Origin of the sequence: Pseudomonas sp. FSL R10-2964 (genome assembly GCF_009600035.1) — a bacterium.
Classification (GTDB): Bacteria; Pseudomonadota; Gammaproteobacteria; order Pseudomonadales; family Pseudomonadaceae; genus Aquipseudomonas; species Aquipseudomonas bubulae.
In genome coordinates, this window is the sequence record NZ_WIWH01000055.1 from 1 (window position 1) to 21,657 (window position 21,657).

The 21,657-nt window shown below is 60.9% G+C and carries 19 protein-coding genes; 9 read left to right on the forward strand and 10 right to left on the reverse strand.

Translation table 11 applies throughout. From position 1 onward, the window contains the following. The first annotated feature begins 370 nt into the window (after positions 1-370). Positions 371-1,210, forward strand: coding sequence for a DUF2242 domain-containing protein (locus GHN92_RS22225; RefSeq protein WP_153381136.1), 840 nt, complete (start codon positions 371-373; stop codon positions 1,208-1,210). Between the two features lie 38 nt (positions 1,211-1,248). After that, on the forward strand, positions 1,249-1,434 hold the full coding sequence (locus GHN92_RS22230) for a hypothetical protein (RefSeq protein WP_130871641.1): 186 nt from the start codon (positions 1,249-1,251) through the stop codon (positions 1,432-1,434). A gap of 13 nt (positions 1,435-1,447) precedes the next feature. On the opposite strand, the gene GHN92_RS22235 is transcribed toward GHN92_RS22230, so the two are convergent. Next, on the reverse strand, positions 1,448-2,488 hold the full coding sequence (locus GHN92_RS22235; protein WP_095019774.1) for an AraC family transcriptional regulator: 1,041 nt from the start codon (positions 2,486-2,488) through the stop codon (positions 1,448-1,450). A gap of 4 nt (positions 2,489-2,492) precedes the next feature. Further along, positions 2,493-3,623, reverse strand: a complete 1,131-nt coding sequence (locus tag GHN92_RS22240; protein WP_095000607.1) for a carbon-nitrogen hydrolase family protein — start codon at positions 3,621-3,623, stop codon at positions 2,493-2,495. A 210-nt stretch (positions 3,624-3,833) separates the two neighbouring features. On the opposite strand from GHN92_RS22240, the gene GHN92_RS22245 reads away from it, so the two are divergent. Continuing rightward, a complete protein-coding gene (locus GHN92_RS22245) occupies positions 3,834-5,870 on the forward strand; it encodes an NADPH-dependent 2,4-dienoyl-CoA reductase (RefSeq protein WP_095032468.1) in 2,037 nt (678 codons plus the stop codon). 122 nt (positions 5,871-5,992) lie between these two features. Here the strand turns inward: GHN92_RS22245 and GHN92_RS22250 are convergent, their stop codons facing one another. From GHN92_RS22250 to GHN92_RS22275, 6 genes are all read right to left on the reverse strand, one after another. Then, positions 5,993-6,778 carry an amino acid ABC transporter ATP-binding protein gene (locus GHN92_RS22250; protein ID WP_095032467.1) on the reverse strand — a complete coding sequence of 262 codons (786 nt, stop codon included), beginning with the start codon at positions 6,776-6,778 and terminating at the stop codon, positions 5,993-5,995. A 16-nt stretch (positions 6,779-6,794) separates the two neighbouring features. Then, positions 6,795-8,036, reverse strand: coding sequence for an FAD-dependent oxidoreductase (locus GHN92_RS22255; RefSeq protein ID WP_153381138.1), 1,242 nt, complete (start codon positions 8,034-8,036; stop codon positions 6,795-6,797). A 49-nt stretch (positions 8,037-8,085) separates the two neighbouring features. Further along, complete coding sequence (locus GHN92_RS22260) at positions 8,086-8,796, reverse strand: ABC transporter permease (protein ID WP_095000603.1); 711 nt, start codon at positions 8,794-8,796, stop codon at positions 8,086-8,088. Beyond that, positions 8,793-9,512, reverse strand: a complete 720-nt coding sequence (locus GHN92_RS22265) for an ABC transporter permease (RefSeq protein WP_095019762.1) — start codon at positions 9,510-9,512, stop codon at positions 8,793-8,795. The genes GHN92_RS22260 and GHN92_RS22265 overlap by 4 nt, the downstream gene beginning before the upstream one ends. A 104-nt stretch (positions 9,513-9,616) precedes the next feature. Further along, positions 9,617-10,372, reverse strand: coding sequence for a transporter substrate-binding domain-containing protein (locus GHN92_RS22270; protein ID WP_153381140.1), 756 nt, complete (start codon positions 10,370-10,372; stop codon positions 9,617-9,619). A 13-nt stretch (positions 10,373-10,385) separates the two neighbouring features. Continuing rightward, positions 10,386-11,261 (reverse strand): MurR/RpiR family transcriptional regulator, encoded by an 876-nt coding sequence (locus tag GHN92_RS22275; RefSeq protein WP_095000600.1) that lies wholly within the window; start codon positions 11,259-11,261, stop codon positions 10,386-10,388. A 132-nt stretch (positions 11,262-11,393) separates the two neighbouring features. Between GHN92_RS22275 and GHN92_RS22280 the strand changes: the two genes are divergently transcribed. After that, a complete protein-coding gene (locus GHN92_RS22280; RefSeq protein WP_095000599.1) occupies positions 11,394-12,404 on the forward strand; it encodes an Ldh family oxidoreductase in 1,011 nt (336 codons plus the stop codon). 157 nt (positions 12,405-12,561) lie between these two features. Here the strand turns inward: GHN92_RS22280 and GHN92_RS22285 are convergent, their stop codons facing one another. After that, entirely contained in the window at positions 12,562-13,596 is a 1,035-nt protein-coding gene (locus GHN92_RS22285) for an AraC family transcriptional regulator (RefSeq protein ID WP_095000598.1), read from the reverse strand. After that, positions 13,593-14,513, reverse strand: coding sequence for a GGDEF domain-containing protein (locus GHN92_RS22290; protein ID WP_095000597.1), 921 nt, complete (start codon positions 14,511-14,513; stop codon positions 13,593-13,595). Before GHN92_RS22290 ends, GHN92_RS22285 begins: the two co-directional genes overlap by 4 nt. 469 nt (positions 14,514-14,982) lie before the next feature. On the opposite strand from GHN92_RS22290, the gene GHN92_RS22295 reads away from it, so the two are divergent. The 5 genes from GHN92_RS22295 to GHN92_RS22315 all read left to right on the forward strand — a co-directional run bounded on the left by GHN92_RS22295 (position 14,983) and on the right by GHN92_RS22315 (position 21,559). Next, positions 14,983-17,517 carry a TonB-dependent receptor gene (locus GHN92_RS22295; protein WP_095000596.1) on the forward strand — a complete coding sequence of 845 codons (2,535 nt, stop codon included), beginning with the start codon at positions 14,983-14,985 and terminating at the stop codon, positions 17,515-17,517. 132 nt (positions 17,518-17,649) lie between these two features. After that, a complete protein-coding gene (locus GHN92_RS22300) occupies positions 17,650-19,557 on the forward strand; it encodes a phytase (protein ID WP_153381142.1) in 1,908 nt (635 codons plus the stop codon). 48 nt (positions 19,558-19,605) lie between these two features. Next, positions 19,606-20,316 carry a protein TolQ gene (tolQ, locus tag GHN92_RS22305; RefSeq protein ID WP_095000594.1) on the forward strand — a complete coding sequence of 237 codons (711 nt, stop codon included), beginning with the start codon at positions 19,606-19,608 and terminating at the stop codon, positions 20,314-20,316. A 14-nt stretch (positions 20,317-20,330) separates the two neighbouring features. Beyond that, entirely contained in the window at positions 20,331-20,777 is a 447-nt protein-coding gene (gene tolR / locus GHN92_RS22310; protein ID WP_016780534.1) for a protein TolR, read from the forward strand. Beyond that, a complete protein-coding gene (locus GHN92_RS22315) occupies positions 20,774-21,559 on the forward strand; it encodes an energy transducer TonB (RefSeq protein WP_153381144.1) in 786 nt (261 codons plus the stop codon). The genes tolR and GHN92_RS22315 overlap by 4 nt, the downstream gene beginning before the upstream one ends. Positions 21,560-21,657: the final 98 nt, after the last annotated feature.

Sequence of the window (21,657 nt, forward strand, 5' to 3'; positions counted from 1 at the left end):
CGGTAGTTCAGTCGGTTAGAATACCGGCCTGTCACGCCGGGGGTCGCGGGTTCGAGTCCCGTCCGCTGCGCCATATTTGCTTCAGGGCCCTTGAACTCCCTGAAGCTACAAAAAAAGCGACCCCAGGGTCGCTTTTTTTGTGCCCGGGATTTTGTACGGACCCAGCCATTGTGGGAGCGAGCCTGCTCGCGAAGATGCCGGACTTGCCGGATAACCGCGAAGCTCTTGGCGCCTTCGCGAGCAGGCTCGCTCCCACAGTGGGGTCGAATGCGGTTTCAGGCCGCGATCCACGATCAGACGCGACAAACTGCCCGCGATTATCACCACTTGATGCACAATACGCCCCGTACCGTTCTCTTCAGGATTTTCAATGCTTATGTCATTCCCCGTGCGTGCCGTGGTAGTCGCTCTCGTGCTGACTGGCCTGGCAGGTTGCTCGTCGAAGAAAACTGCCATCTATGAACATGAAAACTTCGATGACTCCGGTACGTTCTCGCGCAATTACCCGGTGACCGACAAGACAGCCTGCGAATCAGCGCGGCGCGCCTTGCTCAGCCAGGGCTATATCATCACCAGCAATGACCCGAAAATGATCAGCGGCCACAAGAGCTTCCAGCAAACCGGCGAAAGCCATCTGGAGATCAGCTTCAACATTGTGTGTGCCGACGATGGCGGTTCTGAGCATCACGCCACCATGTTTGCCAATGCGCTGCAGGACCGTTACGCCCTGAAGAAAGTCAACAACTCTGCCAGTCTGGGTGTCGGTGTGCTGGGTTCGGTGTCGATGCCGATTGGTTCAACCGATGATTCGATGGTCAAAGTCGCCAGCGAGACGGTGTCTTCGGCGCAGTTCTATGACCGTTTTTTTGGCCTGGTCGAAGTCTTCCTGCCCAAGCCCAAGGAAGTCGTGAAAGCGGTAAAGGCGCCGCAAAAAGCCAAGCCTGATCTGGGCGTGCCAGAGCCTGCGCCAGTGCCGACTGAAGTGATTGTGCCTGCACCCCAGCCGGTTATTGTGCCCGATCCAGTTGTGGCGCCTGCCAGCGAGCCTGTGCTGCTGCCCCCGGCCGCAGCCGAACCTGTTCTACCTGTGCTGGAGGCCCCGGTAACGGTACCTGCAGTGGTGGCGCCAGTCACGCCTGTGGTCGAGCCTGTGACCGAGCCTGCCATCACCCCCCTACCTGCCGCCGTAGAGCCTTCCCCCGTTCAATAACTGTGCAGTAAATCTCAAAAGCTCTGCTACGTTTAACGATGAGTATTGACAGTGCCCGCGAAGGTGTCATTTTTCCTTCATGCGGGCACTTTATGCTCAGGCATGACTTAAACAAACAGACTGAAAAGGGATGCTGTATGGACGACTATCAGGAAGAGCTGCTTGAATACCAGGCTTTTGAACTGGACCCGCTGGAACCTGCCGACGATGCGACCGAGCTTTGAGCCCGGTGCAGCATCAGGCAGTCTGGCGCTGACGCCGTCGGTATTCTCCCGGCGTCTGCGCATTCCAGCGCTTGAAGGCCCGCTGAAACGCCTCGGCTGAGGCAAACCCCAACAAATAAGCGATTTCGCCGAAGGCCAGCTCCGTATCACGGATATAGGTCATGGCGAGGTCGCGGCGTGTGTCGTTGAGAATGGCGCGAAATTGCGTGCCTTCTTCGGCCAGCTTGCGGCGCAAGGTCCAGGTCGGCAGCTTGAGGCGTGCCGCCACTTCCTCCAGGTCGGGTTCGCGACCGCCATTGAGCAAAGGCCCCAGCAGTTGCGTAATGCGCTCGCGCAGGCTGCGGGTGCGGGTCATTTGCTCCAGTTCGCGCTCACACAGTTGCAGCAGGTAGGCCCAGGTGCTGGGGCAGTGCTGCGGGTTGCGCAGGTCGAGGGTGGCGTGATTGAGGCGCAGCTGGTTGGTTTCTGCACGAAACTGCAGGGTCGAGCTGCCCAGCCCGTTGTAGCATTGGGCGTAATCCGGTTCGCTGAATTCGATATCGATCTGCTCGCAGCTCAAGGGCCGGGCTGCAACCGCGGACAGGTGCTGCAACCAGCCGGCAATGATCGAGTCCACCACAAAGCGGTTATAGGCGTTGTACGGGCTGATGGAGTAAAACCGCAGCCAGGCACCCTGGGCGTCTTCGTGCAGGCTTGACTGCCCGCGGTAGTTGGAGCCGTACAAGGGTTCGAAACGTATCAGGGTGCGGGCCGCTTCGCGCACTGTGGGTGCCTGGGCTGCGGTGACGCCGGCCAGGCCCACCTGGCCCAGACGGCTGAGTTGGCCCATACGCAGGCCCAGTGCCGGCTCGCCGGTCAGCATAATTGCGGCGTGGCCCAGGCGCATATAGCGCGGGATCGACAGGCGTGCCAGAGGCTGGGCCAGACGGGCCGGGTCAAGGCCGAACTGGTCGAGCAGGGGGGCCGGGTCGTGGCCGCAACTGCGCACGGCGTCGGCCAGGGACTGAACGAACCCGACCGATAGATCGCCCAGGCGCATCGGCAGCGGTTTCATCATTCTATAACCAGAGGTTCAGCAGTCGTGCACCGCTGCCAGGCTGGTCCGGGCTGGTCTGGCCGTTGCGGCTGATAAAGCCCTGGCCGGTGCTGTGCTTGTCCCAGAACTTGCCGCGCAAGAACACGGTGACGCCAGCGTTGGCGGTGCTGATGGGCAGGCTGCTGGTGAAGGTCAGGCGATGCCAGGCATCGCCCTCAGTGACTTCGCCGGGCTTGAGGCTGATTTCACTGGGCGTCGACACGCTTTTGTAACCGCCCCAGGGCTTGTCCCAAGTGGTTTTACCGACGATAAACGCGGGCACTGCGATCAGTTGCGCGCCTTTTTCGTTCAGCGTGCGGTAGTTCTCGGGGTACCAGCTGTCGCTGCCGATCAGGATGCCCAGGCGCCCGGCCGGGGTGTCGACCACATTCAGCTCATGATCGGGGCTGGGCTGGATATAGCTCTGTTCTTCATAGGTGGGCAGCAATTGGCGCTGCGGAGTGCCGATGGCGGCACCCTCGCGGTCAAACACCACGCTGCTGTTGTACAACGCGCCGGTGCCGACCAGCAGTTTGCCGTGTTCAATGCGCGGGTCGGGCAAGGCGATACTGCCGGCCACCAGGGTTACCCCGAACTCTTTGGCCAGGCCGCCAAACAGGGTCTGGTAATCGTCGGCCATGCTGTTGGCTTTCATGCGCAGATGAGCATCGTTGACCCGGCTTTCGCCGTCAGCGCGCAACCATGCATTGGCAAAGGCCAGCGGGTTGCTGATGGCCAGCCAGTGCATCGCTTGATTGAGGTTGGCGGCTTGATACAGCTGGCTTTTTTCACCGCGAAACATCAACCAGGAACCGATATGTTCCGGCAGTACCACTACGGTTTTGCCGTTGACCAGCCCGGCATCGCGGGCGCTGTTCAAGTAGGCCGCCAGTTTCAGATGGACCAGCGCCAGGCTTTGGTAGTCGCGGGGTGACAGGTCGGGCTCGATGCCCAGCAGGTTGCCGCGATCATTATTCACACCCTCGTTAATCGCGAGCTCGATGCGCAAGTCAGAAAGGTAGTGGCCAACATCCCGTTGCGTGGTCCACCAGGCATAACCGCCTGCAGCAGCGAAGAGGGCAATCAGTAAGGTGCAGCCAATTATTTTGCGCATATAAATAAAACAGACAGCTTTCAGCGGAATTCAATCTACAGGGTAGGCGGCGGTTGTTGGCTTGCCAAGGGGTGCTGCGCATTTGGGTTAATAATTTGTAACTTTGGGTCATTGAGTGGGGTCGGTTGAGTCTTTACTGTGCCTCAGATCAACGACGGGAGCCGCAGAGCATCCCGCGTTCCGTGATTTCGCCCGTTGTGGAGCCTACTGATGACCGCCACTCGCTACCCGCACTTGCTCGCCCCGCTGGACCTGGGTTTTACCACTTTGCGCAACCGCAGCCTGATGGGCTCGATGCACACCGGCCTGGAAGAAAAGCCCGGTGGCTTTGAACGCATGGCCGCCTACTTTGCCGAGCGTGCCCGGGGTGGCGTGGGCCTGATCGTCACGGGCGGCATTGCGCCCAACGACGAGGGTGGGGTGTACAGCGGTGCAGCCAAGCTGAGTACGGTGGAAGAGGCCGAAAAGCATGTGGTTGTGACCCGCGCAGTACACGATGCCGGCGGCAAGATCTGCCTGCAGATCCTCCACGCCGGGCGTTATGCCTACAGCCCGCGCCAGGTCGCGCCGAGTGCGATCCAGGCGCCGATCAACCCGTTCAAACCCAGGGAGCTGGATGAAGAGGGCATCGAAAAGCAGATCAGCGACTTCGTGACCTGCGCCAGGCTGGCCCAGAGTGCCGGCTATGACGGTGTCGAAATCATGGGGTCCGAGGGTTACCTGATTAACCAGTTCCTGGCGGCGCACACCAACCAGCGTACTGACCGTTGGGGTGGCTGCTACGAAAACCGCATGCGCCTGCCCGTGGAAATCGTGCGTCGCGTGCGCGAAGCCGTTGGCCCGAATTTCATCATTATCTATCGTCTGTCGATGCTCGATCTGGTGGCAGGCGGCAGCGTCTGGGAAGAGATCGTGCAACTGGCCAAGGCGGTCGAATCGGCCGGTGCGACCCTGATCAACACCGGTATTGGCTGGCATGAAGCGCGCATCCCGACCATCGCCACCAAAGTGCCCCGTGCCGCGTTCAGCAAAGTCACCGCCAAGCTGCGCGGTTCGGTGAGTGTGCCGCTGATCACCACCAACCGCATCAACACTCCGGAAATCGCCGAGCAGATCCTGGCCGAAGGCGATGCCGATATGGTGTCGATGGCGCGGCCGTTTCTGGCTGATCCGGAGTTCGTCAACAAGGCGGCTGCCGGGCGCAGTGATGAGATCAACACCTGCATCGGCTGCAACCAGGCCTGCCTGGACCACACCTTCGGCGGCAAGCTGACCAGTTGCCTGGTCAATCCCCGAGCCTGCCACGAAACCGAACTCAATTATTTGCCGACCATTGCGGTGAAAAAAATCGCCGTGGTCGGTGCCGGCCCGGCCGGTCTGTCTGCGGCTAGCGTGGCGGCTGAGCGCGGGCATGAAGTGGTGCTGTTTGACGCAGCCAGCGAGATTGGCGGGCAGTTCAATGTGGCCAAGCGCATACCGGGCAAGGAAGAGTTCTTTGAAACCCTGCGTTACTTCAAGCGCAAACTGCAAACCACCGGTGTCGAGGTGTGCCTGAACACCCGGGTGGATGTGCAGCAACTGGTCGAAGGCAAATTTGACGAAATAATCCTGGCCACCGGCATCGCACCGCGCACGCCGGCGATCCCGGGTATCGACCACCCCAAGGTTCTGAGCTATCTGGACGTGATCCTGGAGCGCAAGCCGGTGGGCGGTAAGGTTGCAGTGATTGGCGCGGGCGGGATTGGTTTTGACGTGTCGGAGTTTCTGGTGCACCAGGGGGTGTCTACCAGCCAGGACCGTGAAGCGTTCTGGAAAGAGTGGGGCATCGACACCGAGCTTGAGGCTCGCGGCGGTGTGGCCGGGATCAAGCCTCAGGTGGATGCCCCGGCGCGTCAGGTGTACTTGCTGCAACGCAAGGCGAGCAAGGTGGGTGACGGGCTGGGCAAGACCACTGGCTGGATCCATCGCGCCGGGCTGAAAAACAAGCAGGTGCAGATGCTCAACAGCGTGGAATACCTGAGCATCGACGATGCCGGTTTGCATGTGCGTATTGGCGAGGGCGAGCCGCAGGTATTGCCTGTAGACAATATTGTGATTTGCGCGGGGCAGGATCCGTTGCGTGAGTTGCAGGATGGCCTGGTTGCAGCGGGGCAGAGCGTGCATTTGATCGGCGGTGCCGATGTGGCGGCGGAACTGGATGCCAAGCGTGCGATTGATCAGGGGTCGAGATTGGCGGCGCAGCTGTAAAGCGCCCTCACCCTAACCCTCTCCCGGAGGGAGAGGGGACTGATTTGTGGCGTTGCGATAATCTGCTTTGGCCTTTAGCCCCCTCTCCCTTTGGGAGAGGGTTGGGGTGAGGGGCTTTGCTCTTAATGCACGATCTGGGCTAAAAACGCCTTGGCCCGCGGGCTTTTCGGGGCGTTGAAAAACTCCTCGGGCGGCGAGTCTTCAATCACCATGCCGCCATCCAGGAACAACACCCGCTCCGCCACCTGCCGGGCAAAACCCATTTCATGGGTCACGCACAGCATGGTCATGCCACTGCCCGCCAGGTTGACCATCACATCCAGCACTTCGCTGACCATTTCCGGGTCCAGCGCCGAAGTCGGCTCATCGAACAACATGATTTTCGGTTCCATGCACAACGCCCGGGCAATGGCCACACGTTGCTGCTGGCCGCCGGACAACTGGCTCGGGTATTTCTCAGCCTGGCTGGCAATGCCCACCTTGGTCAAAAAATGCTGGGCCAGTTCAATGGCCTTTTTACGCGACAGGCCGCGAACCGACATCGGCGCCAGGATGCAGTTGTCCAGCACGCTCATGTGCGGGAACAGGTTGAAATGCTGGAACACCATACCGATCTCACTGCGCACTTTTGCCGCTTCACGGGTTGGCAGTGCCAGGTCGGTGTCGTTGATCAGGATGCGACCCTGCTCGGCGATTTCCAGGCGGTTGATGCAGCGGATCAGCGTCGACTTGCCAGAGCCGGACGGGCCGCACAGCACAATGCGTTCACCTTCGCGCACCTTCAGGTCGATGCCCTTGAGCACGTGAAAAGCGCTGTAATATTTGTTCAGCCCGGCGATATCCACGACGACCTTGCGGGTGTCAGTGACTGGCGACACAGGATGAACGTAAGCAGGTTGTGCAAGCATGGTGTGTCTCCAGTAATCAGTGAAAACGCTCGGCGCTGTAGGGCGCAGGGTCGGTGAAAGGTTTTTCCCCGGTCATCATTTCGGCCAGCAGACGCCCGCTGACCGGGCCCAGGGTCAGGCCGTGGTGGGCATGGCCAAAGTTGAACCACAGGCCCTTGTGGCGGCTGCCAGGGCCAATCACCGGGCACATGTCCGGCAGGCACGGGCGCCGGCCCAGCCAGGGTTCGGCATCCACACGCTCACCCAGCGGGTACAGGCGTTGGGCGCGCTCCTCGCAGCGGCGCAACTGGATTTCGTTGATCGGGTCATCGCTGTCGGCAAATTCGATCCCGGTGGTCAGGCGAATACCGCCCACCATCGGTGCCAGCACATAACCGCCCACCGAATCCAGAATCGGGTGCTGCATGGTGTGGCCGTCTTTGGCCGCGTAATGCATGTGATAGCCGCGCTTGATTGCCAGGGGAATGCGATAGCCCAGCGGTTCGAAAATCGCCCGTGCTTGCGGGCCGAGGGCAATCACCACTTCGTTGCCGACGATCAGGCCCTTCTGGCTCTCGACCTGCCATTGCCCGGCCGTTGCCCGCAGGCTGGTGGCGTCACCGATGACAAAGGTGCCTCCACGCTTTACAAACAATTCGGCATAACCACGGGTCAGGCCGCCCGGGTCACTGACGGTCTTGGGATCGAGCCAATGAATGCCTCCGATCACATCGTTATGCAGGCCCGGCTCCAGGGCGTGCACCTGCTGTTCGCCCAGTACCCGGTAGTTGAGCCTGTAGTCGCTCAGGGCCGCCGCATCGCGTTGGGCCTTGTCGAAGTCGGCCTGGGTGCGATAGACCTCGATCCAGCCGCTGTCATCGATCAGCGTAGTCACCCCGGCGGGCTCGGCCAGCAAGTCGTGTTCGCTGACGCATTGTTCAATCAGCGGCAGCATGGCCCGGGTGGCCCTGGCCAGCGCCTTGGGAGCGGATTGCTGCCAGTACTTCAACAGCCACGGCCCGGCCTTGGGCAGGTGCTTGAGGCTGTAGCGCACGTCCGATTGCTGGTTGAGGCCGTAGCGCAACAGGCGCGAAAGTTCCCGCGGGAACGAATAGGGGATCACGCTGGCGCGCTCGATCAGCCCGGCATTGCCGTGGCTGGTGCCGCTGCCTGGCTGGGCGCGGTCAAGCAGCACGACGCTGCGCCCACGAGCCTGGAGTTGCAACGCGGTACTGACGCCGACAATGCCGGCGCCCAGAACGATAGTGTCGCAGTGCATAAACAAATCCTTAAAACAGGGGGCCGTGTGCGCAGCCCGGGCAATGGGCTTACTGCAAATGGCGGCCGAGGCGGCCTTCGATCAGTTTCAGGCTGCGCCGCACCACTTCCACGATCAGCAGATACAGCACGGCGGCCCACAGGTAGACCTGAAAGTCGAAACTGCGCGAAAACGCCATCTTGGTCACGCCCATCAGGTCGTAAATGGTTACCAGCGAGGCAATCGCACTGGCCTTGATCATCAGGATCAGTTCATTGCCCAGCGGGCCGATGGCCACCAGCAACGATTGCGGCAGAATGATCTTGCGAAAGGTGGTCCAGCGCGACAGGTTCAGCGCTTTGCAGGCCTCACGCTGGCCCTGGGCCACGGAGAGGATACTGCCGCGCAGGATCTCGGCCTGGTACGCCGCCGTGTTGAGGGTGAAAGCCAGCAGGGTGCAGAACCACGCATCGCGGAAAAACCACCACAGGCCCACGTCCTGCCAGAAACCCTTGAACGAGCCGAGGCCGTAGTACAGCAAAAACAGTTGCGCCAGCAGCGGTGAGCCGCGGAAAAAGTACACGTAGGCACCGGTAAAACTGCGCAAGAAGCGGTTGCTCGACAAACGCCCCAGGGCGATCAGCAAGCCGAGCAAAGCCCCCAGGGTAAAGGAAATCGCTACCAGTTTGCCGGTGACCAGCAGCCCGTCGATAAACCGCGGGCCGTAGCGTTCCAGCAGGTCGGGGTTGAGAAACATGTTTTGCAGATCCGCCAGACTCATGGCTGCGCGCTCCGTTGATGGCGGCTGAAGTAGCGTTCAAGAAAGGCGAACAGACGCCCGGAAATCGCCGAGAAAAACAGATAGCCCAGGCAGGCGACGGTGTAGAACAGCATCGGCTCTTTGGTCACGCTGACCGCCAGGTTGGTCTGGCGCATCAGGTCCACCAGGGAAATGGTCGACACCAGCGAGGTGTCCTTGAGCAGCGACAGCCAGTTGTTCGACAGCCCCGGCAGGGCGATGCGTGCCAGTTGTGGCAGTACCACCTTGCGAAAGGTGGTGAATTTGCTCAGGCCCAGTGCCGAGGCCGCTTCGAACTGGCCCTTGGGAATGGTTTTAAACGCACCCAGCCAGATCTCGCTCGAGAAGGCGGCAAATACCAGGCTGAAAGCCACCATCGCAGCGACGAAGGTATTGATCGTCACCTGCGCGTCGTAGCCCATCATGGCGAGCAGCTTTTGTGCGGCGATCTGGCAGCCGTAATAAATGATCAGCAGGGTCAGCAGTTCCGGCAAACCACGAAATACCGTGGAAAAAGTGGTTGCCCACGCCCGCAGCCAACGGTTTTTCGAGCGTGCCGCCACCGCCACGACCAGGCCCAGGGGCAAGCCGATAGGCAGGCAGCTCAAGGCCAGGGCAATGGTCACCAGCGCGCCGGCGAGCAACGCCGAGCCCCAGCCGCCACTGGCAAAAGAAAGAAGTGAGAGTTGATCGAGCATGCTCGAATCCCCGGGCAAAAGTGGGCCGAAATTCAGCCACTGCGCACGTTACGTGCGCAGGGCAGGGTCATTGGCAGGGAGGCCCTCAAGCGAGGGCAGGCGACTCAGTAAATGTCGAAGTCGAAGTACTTGCTGCTGATCTTTTTATAGGTGCCGTCAGCCACGATTTCGTCCAGCGCCTTGTTGAAGCGCTCACGCAGCACGGTATCGCTCTGGCGTACGGCAATGGCGGCGTCGGCATTGGTGCCGTTAACGTCACCGATGATTTTGCAGCAGTCGTCGCTGGCCTTGTTGATCCATTCCAGCAGCGGGAATTTGTCGGCAATCACCGCATCGACACGACCGTTTTTCAGCTCGGCGTTGGCCTCGTCCAGGGTCGGGTACAGGTTGAGCTTGGCGCCGGCTTTTTCGTAGTGGTCTTCGGCGTAGATGCCCTGGGTTGCAGCGCCCTGGGCACCGATGGTGCGGCCCTTGAAGTTGATCTGCGCATCGGTGATATCAGAGTCTTTAGGCACGGCGATCGACAGCGGGGTGCGGTAGTAGTGATTGGTAAACGCGATCTTCTTTTTGCGTTCATCGGTCACGATCATCGACGCGACGATGGCGTCGTATTTTTTCGCCATCAGCCCCGGGATAATACCGTCCCAGTCCTGGGCAACAATCTTGCATTGAGCATTCATGCGCTCGCACAGGGCATTGGTGATGTCGACGTCAAAGCCGGACACCGTGCCGTCCGAGTTGGTGGTGTTGAAGGGAGGGTAGGCGCCTTCGGTGGCGATAGTCAGCGTGTCGGCCTGAGCGTTGGCTGCAACGGCGGCCACCAGTGCGCATGCACTTGCAAAGCGAATGACGTATTTCATCTAGCACCTCGTTTTATTGTTTTGATCCGGGTGAGGATGTGTAGCCCACGAACTCATTGTGTAAGGCCGCGGTTGCCTCAAGACGCTTTTCAACGTCAGGCCCCAGTTGTTTGCACACTTCATTGATCAGCAAATGCACCAGCGACAGCATGGCCGCGGTGGACTCCCAGAACAGGTTGAACTCGGTGGGCACGCGAAACACTTCATTGGCGCTCTGGTCGGCCCAGTCGCAGAAGGTATCGGTGACCAGCGTGACCTCGATGCCGGCCTCGCGTGCCTTGCGGCACAACAACTGGGCGTGGCGCGAGTAGCGACGGGCTTCAAACACCACCAGGGCACAGTCTGCCGGCGGGCACAGCAGTACATCGGCGTAATGCCCGGCGGCGCCGTCGACCAGCTGCACGCCATCGCGCAGGTATTGCAGTAAATGCACCATCGAGGCGGCGATTCCGCGCTCGGTCTGGAAGCCTGCGACAAACACCTTGCGCCGCGTGGCCAGGCGCTGGCTGACGGCACGCCACTGCGGGGTGAGGCTGTATTCGTAGACCTTGACCAGCGCCCCGACTTCCAGCTCGAAGCTGCGCGGCAGGGCCTGCGGGCTCTGGCTCGACTGCTGGCGGAATTCTTGCAAGCGATCACCGACCAGCCACGGGCCATCGCCCAGGTCGTCCTTGAGATCGTTTTTCAAATCCTTGAAATGGCTGTAGCCCAGGGCACGGCAAAAACGCCCCACACTGGACTCGCTGACCCCCAGTTTGCTGGCGATGTCGGCGGCGGTCTGAAAGGGCAGCTCGTAGAGATTGGCCAGCATGTAGCTGGCAATCGCCCGGCCCGAGGGGGCGGCGGTTGACAGACTGCTTTCAAGGCGTTGTTTAATCGGCTGGCTCACGACTGCTTCCTGTTTTTATTTCAGCGCGTTGCAGAAAGTGAATGTTTTCTGTCATTAAGTCAACAATTGACAGAGAACTGTCATCGAAGGATAGTTTGCCTCAGACAAAAATAATCAGACTGGAGCCCCAGAATGTCATCCACGCAGTCGCTTTCCCTCGCCGAATTGACCGCTTTGCTGCAACGGATTTTTGAGCGTCATGGCACCTCGCCGGAGGTTGCCGGGGTACTGGCGGACAACTGCGCCCGGGCGCAGCGCGATGGTTCCTATAGCCATGGGGTGTTCCGCATTCCGGGTTATCTGTCATCACTGGCCAGCAACTGGGTCAATGGCCAGGCGGTGCCGGTTGTAGAAGACGTTGCCAGCGGGTTTATCCGCGTGGATGCGGCGGGGGGCTTTGCCCAGCCTGCATTGGCGGCCGCCCGCGAGTTGCTGGTGGCAAAAGCCCGCAGTGCCGGGATTGCGGTGCTGGCGATTCGTAACTCCCATCACTTCGCCGCACTTTGGCCGGATGTCGAGCCGTTTGCCGAAGAAGGCCTGGTGGCCTTGAGCGTGGTCAACAGCATGACCTGCGTAGTGCCTCACGGTGCACAAAAACCGTTGTTTGGCACCAACCCGATTGCCTTTGCCGCACCCTGTGCGGATGGCAATCCGATCGTATTCGACCTGGCCACCAGTGCGATTGCCCACGGCGACGTGCAAATTGCCGCTCGTAAAGGCCACTCGTTGCCTGCTGGCATGGGCGTAGACAAGCAGGGTGAGCCCACTGAAGACCCGAAAGCCATCCTCGACGGCGGCGCCTTGCTGCCCTTTGGCGGGCACAAGGGCTCGGCGCTGTCGATGATGGTCGAGTTGCTGGCGGCGGCGCTGACGGGGGGCAATTTCTCGTTTGAGTTTGACTGGTCGAAACACCCGGGTGCACAAACCCCGTGGACCGGCCAATTGCTGATCGTGATCGACCCGAGCAAATCTGGCGGCAACAGCTTTGCCCAGCGCAGCGCAGAACTGGTTCGGCAGATGCATGCAGTAGGGCTTGAGCGCATGCCGGGTGACCGGCGCTTTATCGAGCGGGCCAAATCGTTGAGCGAAGGCATCCCGCTGGGGGCTGAAGAGCTGGCGAAGTTGCGTGAATTGGCGGGGTAACTGCGCCAAGGATCCGTTTGGTAAACGCCGCTAAACCTGTGGGAGCGGGCTTGCTCGCGATAGCATCACCGCGGTTTGCCAGATAACCGGCGTGGCCTGCATCGCGAGCAAGCCCGCTCCCACAATCCACCTGCGCGCATCAGGTTTGGGGAGTGGTTTACAACGCCAGAAACTGCCGTATCAGATTGGGCGTACACCCCGTCCAGCGTTTCAGGGCCCGGCGAAAGTTCGCCGGGTCGTTGAAGTTCAGGTACTCGGCCACCGCTTCATTGCTCAGCCCCTTGATCTGGTAAAGATACAGCGCCATATGCTTGCGCGCCTGATCCTGCTGGGCCTGAAAGTGGGTGCCGTGCTTGTTCAGCTTGCGCTTGAGGGTGGCCTGGCTCACCGAAAAATGCTGCGCGGCCTGCTCAAGGCCCGGAGCCTCCCGGGCATTGTTGCGCAAGTACACATACAGCCGGTCAAGCAGGCTGGCGCGAAAGCCCAGGCTGTGCAACTGCTCCTGTGCCTGTTGATAGGCCACTTGGCGGGCAATGGCCGAGGCATTCGGCCAGGGCCGGGTCAGGTATTCACGGGGCAGGCGCATCATGTCCAGCTGGCAGCCAAACTGGGTGTTCTCCCCCAGATGTACCCAGTACTGCTCCACATAATGCGGCTCGGCATGGCTGAAACTGCATTCCCACGGCAGGCGCTCGCCACTGAGCCACTGACTCATGGCCATCAGCGCCGTCATACTGGCCTCCAGTACAAAACGCAATTGCTCCTGGGCCCCACAACTGTCGAGCCAGTACACATAGGCGTATTTGTCGTCCAGCAACAGCCGCGGGGTGAGCAAGGGGCTGAGCAGGGCGCGGTGATGGATCAGGGTTTCCAGGGCCTGCTGCAGGTTCTGTGCCTGCTGCAGGGCGTGGCTGGCCGGGCCGTAATGCCCCGGCCACAGGCGCTGGCCAAACAGAAAACTGCTGTCATCGGCTTCGAGTAAGCGTTGTGCATTGGCGATCAGGGTAAAACACTGCTGGGGGCTGAGACGCGTGTGCCCGGCGACGATGTCCTCGTAAAACAGCCCGGTACCGCGCAGCAGGCGATGGCTGTCGATATCCCGCGACAACGCCAGATCAATCAGGGTCGCAGGTTGATAGTGCCCGGCAATAAAGCGGCTGTCGGCTTCATACCAGCGGCTGTCCAGGGTCATGCGCGTTTGCTCCGTGGCGGCTTGGCCCGCACCAGTGTCAGGTTCAGGCGCTTGAGCAGCTCATCGGGCGCTTCGTTGACGGCCATCACCACCGCGGTACTGGCCGACAGATACACCCGTTCACCCTGTTGGCGGGTTTTGTGGGCCAGGCTCTGCACCGCCTGCTGCAGTTCCAGCGCCAGCAGGCGGGCCTGACTCTCGCCGGTATTGGGCAACAGCACCACAAAACGGTCACCGGCCAGCCTGCAGAGCAGATCGTGGCGACGCAGGTTGAGCAGCAGCAACTGGCTGAGGGCCTGCAACACGGCATCACCTTCGGCGTGGCCGTAATGCTGGTTGATGGACGTGAAATCGTCGATATCCAGCGCCAGCAGTGACAGCGGCTGTTGCTGCTCGACGCTTTGCGCCAGGCAGTCGCTGACCTGGTGCTTGAGGTAACCGGCGCCGCCCAGAGGGGTGAGTTTGTCGAACAGCCGGTGCTCGCGAAATACCCGCTCGCGCTTCTCCATCTGTTGATTGATAGCCTGCTGCTCGCGGTGCCAATGAAACAGGCCGATGGTCAGCAGAATCATGCCGACGGGCATGGGTGCCGACTCCATCCAGTGATCCCAGCCAATATGTTTGGGCAGGCGGATAAACTCGTCGAGCACATCCACCCACCAGGAAAAAAACATAAAGCACAGGCCGTACGCCAGGTAGTTGGTGACCCGCCCGGTGGGCCGGCTTTTAATCACCAGCCCCAGCCAGAACAGCATAAACAGGGCGGTGCCGCCTTCGCCGAAGATATCCAGCCAGTGCCACTCGCTGAAGGCCTTGGGGGTACCGAATGCCAGGTTGAGCAGTACCGCGGCATTGGCAGCCAGCAGCAGTAAACCAAGCTTGTAGCGATGGTGTTTAAGGACGTTTAACCAAGTCATCACAGTTCTACCCAAACCTATTGCCGGTCAGCAGAGCAGAGCGGTGTGACAACTGTATGACGGGGCTTGCGGGTCGAATCAGCTCAGATGTGTGGTGAAAAAAAAGTTAAACGCAAGCTCGTGGTTGCCCCCGATTTCGTAGCAGCTGCCGAAGGAACGAGGCTGCGTCCGATTGCGCAGCACTCGTAAATGCGGGTTGTCGGACTGACCTTAAACACCGCACAACCTGACTTTACGACGGCTTCGCCGCCGGACGCAGCCTCGTTCCTTCGGCAGCTGCTACGGGGGGCGATCCTTTCGTAATCAGGTCAAATCAGCTCATTTACCCCTTTCTCACTGCTTGAAACCTTTTGTTTCGGGCGTTTCGCCGAACACTGTCACAGCGCTGTCATCCGCCGACCCTAGCTTTCGCTCCCAAGTTGTCGGGCCATTTGCCCGGCCTGACGTGCGATTTTGGGGGAGCACCAACATGTACAAGTGTCGCAGCAAGGCGCAGTGGGTCGGCTTTACGGTCAGTGCATTGGCCCTGGCAATCGCCAGCGAACGTTTGAGCGCCGCGGAAACATCGGCCATCGGTGCCACTGAACACGTCGAGGTAGTCGGTCAGGCCGTCAGCCTGGACAAGGCACTCAAGCAACAACGCAACTCGGACACCATCGAAAGCGTGGTGCATGCCGATGGCGTGGCGCAGTTGCCCGACGCCAACGTGGCCGAGGCGGTGCAGCGCCTGCCCGGTATCAGCATTGAGCGCGATCAGGGCGAAGGCCGCTTTGTCAGCGTGCGCGGCCTGGGCCCGGACCTCAACAGCGTGACCATCAACGGCACCCTGGTACCGTCCCCGGAAAGCGCCCGCCGCGCCGTGGCCCTGGATGTGTTGCCCTCGGAACTGGTGCAGTCGCTGTCGGTGATCAAGACCCTGACCCCGGACATGGACGCCAACTCCCTGGGTGGCACGGTAGACGTACAAAGCCTCTCGGCCTTCGACCATGACGGCCTGTTTTTCACCGGCAGCACGGAGGCCGGGTACAACAAGAACAGCCACAAGACCAGCCCCAAGGTGTCGGGCGCCATCAGCGACCGTTTCAGCCTGGGTGACGGTGTCGACAACTTCGGTGTGGCCGCAGCCCTGAGCTGGAACAAGCGCGACTTTCGCTCCGACAACGTCGAAACCGGCGGCGACTGGGATTTCACCGATGGCGCCCGTCTGAACAGCTTTGAACAGCGTGTTTACGAGATCAGCCGCGAGCGTGCCGGTGGTGGCCTCAACTTTGATTACAAGCCCGACGACGACACCAGTCTGTACCTGCGCACCCTGTACAGCCGCTTTGAAGACAACGAAACCCGCAACTCCACCGCCTTTGAATTCTCCGACCCCCAGGCCGAAGACGAGGTGGGTAAAACCAAGACCAAGCGCAAGCTCAAGCAGCGCGAAGAAACCCAGGAAATCCAGTCCTACGTATTCGGCGGCGAACGCACCATGGGCCTGTGGACCCTCAGCGGGCAGGCCGGTTACAGCGAGTCCAGCGAAGACAATCCGGGGGGCATCGCCGGCGCAACGTTCAAGGGCAGTTCCAGCATTGGCAACGGCGGTTTCTACGACACCGAAAAGCCCCGACCGATCATCGGCGCAGGCTTTTATGACCCCAACAACTTCAGCCTCGACAAGGTGGACTGGCAAGAGCAGCACACCAAGGACACCGAGAAAAATATCCGCCTGGACCTGGCCCGCGACTACGACGTGCAGGGCTATGCCTCCCAGGTCAAGTTTGGCGGCAAGGTCAGCCGGCGCAACAAGGACAACGACCTCAATGCCTGGACCTACAAGGACTTCTCCGACCTGGGTTTCAGCGACGAGCAACTGAGCCTCAATGCGTTCAACAAGGGCAACCTGCACTACAACCTTGGCCAGTACGGCCCGGGCATCAGCGGCGGGGCGATCAAGGACCTGATCGGCGGCCTCAACCGCGACGACTTCTACAACGAGCAGGACTCGCGGGCCAATGACTTCAAGATGCGCGAAGACATCAATGCTGCGTATCTGATGAATACCCTGGATATCGATGACTGGCGCTTTATCGCCGGCATGCGCTACGAGGGCACCGAGTTCGAGGCCAAGGGTACGGGCGTGCGCGATGGCGTCTTTGCAGACCAAAACACCCAGCGCGATTACCACCACTGGCTGCCGGGCCTGCATGCGCGCTATCAGTTGGCGAAAAACACCCAGGTGCGGGCGGCCTGGACCAACACCGTCGTGCGCCCGACCTTTGGCCAGCTAGCCCCGGGCTTTGTTATCGAAGATGACAAAGCCGAGTTCGGCAACCCCAACCTCAAGCCGCTGGAATCGAGCAACTTCGACCTTGGCATCGAGCACTTTATGGGGCAGGCGGGCACGGTGTCGGCGTTCCTCTTCTACAAAGACATTAAAAACTTCGTCTACAACAACGACCTGGCGGGCAGCGGCGAGTGGGTCGACTTCACCGAAGCCCACAGCTATGCCAACGGCGACAGCGCCAAGCTCTATGGTCTGGAACTGGCCTACTCGCAAAAATTCGACTGGCTGCCGTCACCCTGGAACGGTTTGATCCTGGGCGCCAACAGCACGTTCAGCCGCTCCAATGCCAGTATCAAGGGCGTTGACGCAGCGACCGGAGCCAGCCTCAAGCGCGATATCGATTTGCCCAACCAGTCCAAGACCGTCGGCAACCTGATGCTCGGCTGGGAAGACGACAAGCTGAGCCTGCGCCTGTCGGCCAACTACAAGTCGGACTACCTCTACGAACTGGCCGGGGTCAACGACAAGGCCCATGACACCTATGTCAATGCCCAGACCTTTGTCGACTTCAGTGCCCGCTACTCGCTGACCAAGAACCTGCAAGTCAAGTTCGACGCCCAGAACCTTACGGACCAGCCGTACTTCACGTACAGCGGCAACAGCCGCTTCAACAACCAGTACGAAGAATACGGCCCGACCTACTCACTGGGCCTGACCTACACCCATTTTTAAGGCTTCGATGTCCCCCCTTGTGGGAGCGAGCCTGCTCGCGAAGGCCGTAAGTGATGTTGAGACCTTCGCGAGCAGGCTCGCTCCCACTGAAGCGCCATTGTTTTTTTGAACAGAATTCAGGATTGATCACTCATGTTCACACGCAAACCCCGCATCCTGCCCTTGCTGGCCTGCCTGACCGCAGGCAGCGTCCAGGCAGCTACCGATATTGCTGCCCCGATATTGCAGCAATGGTCCACCAGCAAGGCCCAGGCCCTGAGCTTTTTACCCGGTAGCACAGGTGACGAGCGCCTGGCGGCAAGCAAGCGTGAAGGCCTGCTGTTGCTTGATAAACAGGGCAACACCCTGAGCCGGGTCCAGGGCACCTTTGCCGGGCTGGACAGCCGCGCCCTGGGCGACCAGGTGCTGGTGGCCAGTAACGACAAGGACAAGCAGCAGGTTGCGCTGTTCAATCTCGACCCCAAGAGCCATCAATGGCAGGCGCCGTCCTATCTGCCCACCCGCGACTACGCGGTGAATGGCGTGTGCCTGTACCAGGACGATGCGAGCAATATCTACCTGTTTACCGTGGGTGAAGAGGGCAGGGGCGAGCAATGGCTGGTTGCCGCTGAGAGCCGCCGTTTGCCGACGCCGCTGCTGGTGCGCAGCCTGCCCCTGCCGCCGCAGGCCAAGTTCTGCAAGGTCGATGACGCCGCGCAGAACCTCTTCGTCAACGAAGAGAATGTCGGTTGGTGGGCCTACCCGGCCCATGCCGAGGCCGACGTCGAGCGTGTGCCGGTGGCGATGGTCGAGCCATTTGGCAACGTAAAAAAATCCACCGGGGACATGGCCCTGGTGCCGGGCGGTATGCTCGGCCTCGATCCCGAGGCGGCACAACTGAATCTGTATCAGCAGCAGGGCAAGGGCTGGGCAGCCGTTGCCAGCTTGCCCCTGGCCGGGGTCCGCGAGCCGGAGCATCTGGCTCTGCGTCAGACGCCGCATGGCCTGCAACTGCTGGTGCAGGACGGTGCCAGCAGCAAAATGTACGAAGGCGCATTGGACTGGAAGGCCACCCCGGTCAGCCACCCCCCTGTGCTGGTCAGCGTAAAACCTGCGGTGCAAACCGACGTGGTGATGAGCCAGGGTGATGCCGCGGATGACCCGGCCATCTGGGTACACCCGAAAACCCCTGCGCTGAGCCGGGTACTGGGCACCAACAAGCAGCAGGGCCTTGAGGTGTACGACCTGCAGGGCAAACGCGTGCAGCATCTGCCTGTGGGCCGCCTGAACAACGTCGATGTGCGCCCCGGCTTCGAGCTGGGCGGACGCACTGTGGATCTGGCCGTGGCAACCAATCGCGATCACAACAGCCTCAGCGTGTTCAGCATCGACCGCGCCACCGGCACCTTGCAGGAAGCGGGTGAGATTGCCACGCCGGTTACCGATATTTACGGCCTGTGCCTGTTCAAGGCCCCCACCGGCGAGATCTACAGTTTTACCAACGACAAGGACGGCACTTTTGTGCAGCACCGCTTGTACGCCAAGGGCGACAAGGTGCAGGGCGAGCTGGTGCGCCAGTTCAAGGTGGCCAGCCAACCCGAAGGCTGCGTAGCGGACGATCGCAACCAGCGGCTGTTCCTCGGTGAGGAGGATGTGGCGGTGTGGGCGGTGGATGCCCGGCCTGACCAACCGGCCACGCTCACCAGCGTGATCAGGGTGGGTGAACAGGTGCATGACGATATCGAAGGCATGGGCCTGTACCAGACCGACAAAGACAACTACCTGGTGATCTCCAGCCAGGGCAACGACAGCTATGTGGTGGTCGATGCCGAGCCGCCGTATGCCCTGCGCGGCGCGTTCCGGGTGGGGGTCAATGCGGCGGCGGGCATCGACGGCGCGTCGGAAACCGATGGCCTGGAAGTGACCTCGGCCAACCTCGGCGGCCCATGGCACAAAGGCATGCTGGTGGTTCAGGACGGTCGCAAACGCATGCCCGAGCAGGCGCAAAACTTCAAGTACATCCCCTGGGCTGAAGTGGCCAAGGCCCTGCACTTGCCATAACCCGGTCATTTAAGACGCTTATAAATACCCCTTTACTGGAGCAACAACATGCACGCAACCATGGAACATATGACGATCTGGGGCCTGATCAGCGACGCGAGTCTGCTGGTCAAGGGGGTGATGCTGATCCTGCTGCTGGCCTCGCTGTTGAGCTGGTTTCTGATTGTGCGCCGCAGTGCCATCCTGCGCCGTAGCGAGCGCGACATGGACAACTTTGCCCGGCGCCTGCGTGGCCAGGGCGAGCTCAATGCCCTGTACCGCGAAAGCCGCGACGCCAGCCAGGAAGATGCCGGTGCCGAGCAAGTATTCGCCGCTGCCTACAGTGAATACGCCCAACTCAAGCAGCAGCCGGGTGTGGATGCCGAAGGCGTGATGCAAGGGGTGGAGCGGGCGCTGTATGTGGCCATCAGCGAGCAGGAGATTCGCCTGGAGAAAGGCCTGCAGTTTCTCGCGACCGTCGGCTCGGTGAGCCCCTATATCGGACTCTTCGGTACCGTGTGGGGGATCATGAACTCCTTTATCGGCCTGTCCCAGGTGCAACAGGCGACCCTGTCCACCGTCGCCCCGGGCATCGCCGAAGCCCTGATCGCCACCGCCATCGGCCTGTTTGCGGCGATCCCGGCCGTGATCGCCTACAACCGTTTCTCGGCCCGTGGCCAGACCCTGCTGACCCGTTACTACAGCCTCGGCAATGAAGTGCAGATGCGCTTGTACCGCAGCCTGCATGCCGGTTCGCGGAACATGTCCGCCGTCGCTTGAAAGGGAGTTTCATCATGCTTGCTCGACCACAGCGCAAACACGGGCCCAAGGCCGAAATGAACGTAGTGCCTTACATCGATGTGATGCTGGTGCTGCTGGTGATCTTTATGGTGACCGCGCCGATGTTGACCCAGGGGGTGAAAATCGAACTGCCGAAAGTGGCCAGTGAAGCCCTGGTCAATGACAGCCAGCAAAAAATCCTCACTCTGTCAGTCAAGGCCGAAGGTGGCTACTACTGGAACCTGGGCAGTGAACTGGACACCAAGAACCAGACCGACAGCGCCGTCAGCCTTGAAGAGTTGCAGGCCAAGGTCGGCCAGGTGGTGGCGCAGGACAGCAACACCCAGGTGTATATCCGCGCCGACAACGAGGCGGGTTATGGCAGCGTGGTCAAGGCGATGGCGGCCCTGCAGCAAGGTGGCGTGAGCAACCTGGGGCTGGTGACCGAGGCGCCACAATGAGTGCCGCGTTGATGCACGGCGAGCTGGCGCCTGCACAGCCGTTGCCCTGGTCGCGGATGTGGCACAACAGCCAGGCGCTGGTGGTCAGCGTGGCCCTGCACAGCGCCGTGGTGGCGTTCCTGGTGCTGGGCTGGAGCATGGAGCAATCGCTGCCGGAGCCTGTGCCATCGACCCTGAAAACCCGGCTGGTGATGTTGCCCGCCGAGCCGGTAATGGCGCCCCCTGCGCCGGAGCCGCTGCCGGTGGTGACTCCGGCACCGGTGGTTGAGGCCAGGCCCGAGGTGGTCAAGCCTAAAGTGGACCCGCAGATCCAGGCGCGCAAACTGGAACAGGCGGCACTGGCGCGCAAGCGGGTCGAGGAGCAGAAACAGGCGCAAGTGGAGCAACAAAAAGCCGCGCAGCAGCGCGCCGAACAGGTTGAGGCCCAGCGTCAGCAGGCCGTGGCTGAACAGGCCCGGGTTGCAGCGGCGGATAATGCCCGGCGAGCGCAGCAGGCGGCTGCGGCGGCGGATGTGCGTCAGTACCTGCCCATCAGCAAACAAGCCCCGGACTACCCGCAACGGGCACTGGACAAGGGCATTCAGGGCGATTGCACGGTGGAGTACTCGGTAACGCCGCAGGGCAAGGTCGACAACCCCAAAGTGGTGGGCAACTGTCACCCGGCGTTTATTCGTCCTTCACTGGTGGCGGCGGCGACGTTCCGCTACCAGCCGCGCATGGTCGATGGCCAGGCAGTGACGGTGCCGGGGGTGCGTAATACCTTTCACTACAAGATCCAGTAGCCCAAAGCCCCCTCACCCTAACCCTCTCCCTGTATGGACCGGGGACATAGCGAACACAATGTTCGGAGACATCGCGAACACTTTTAATACGACACATT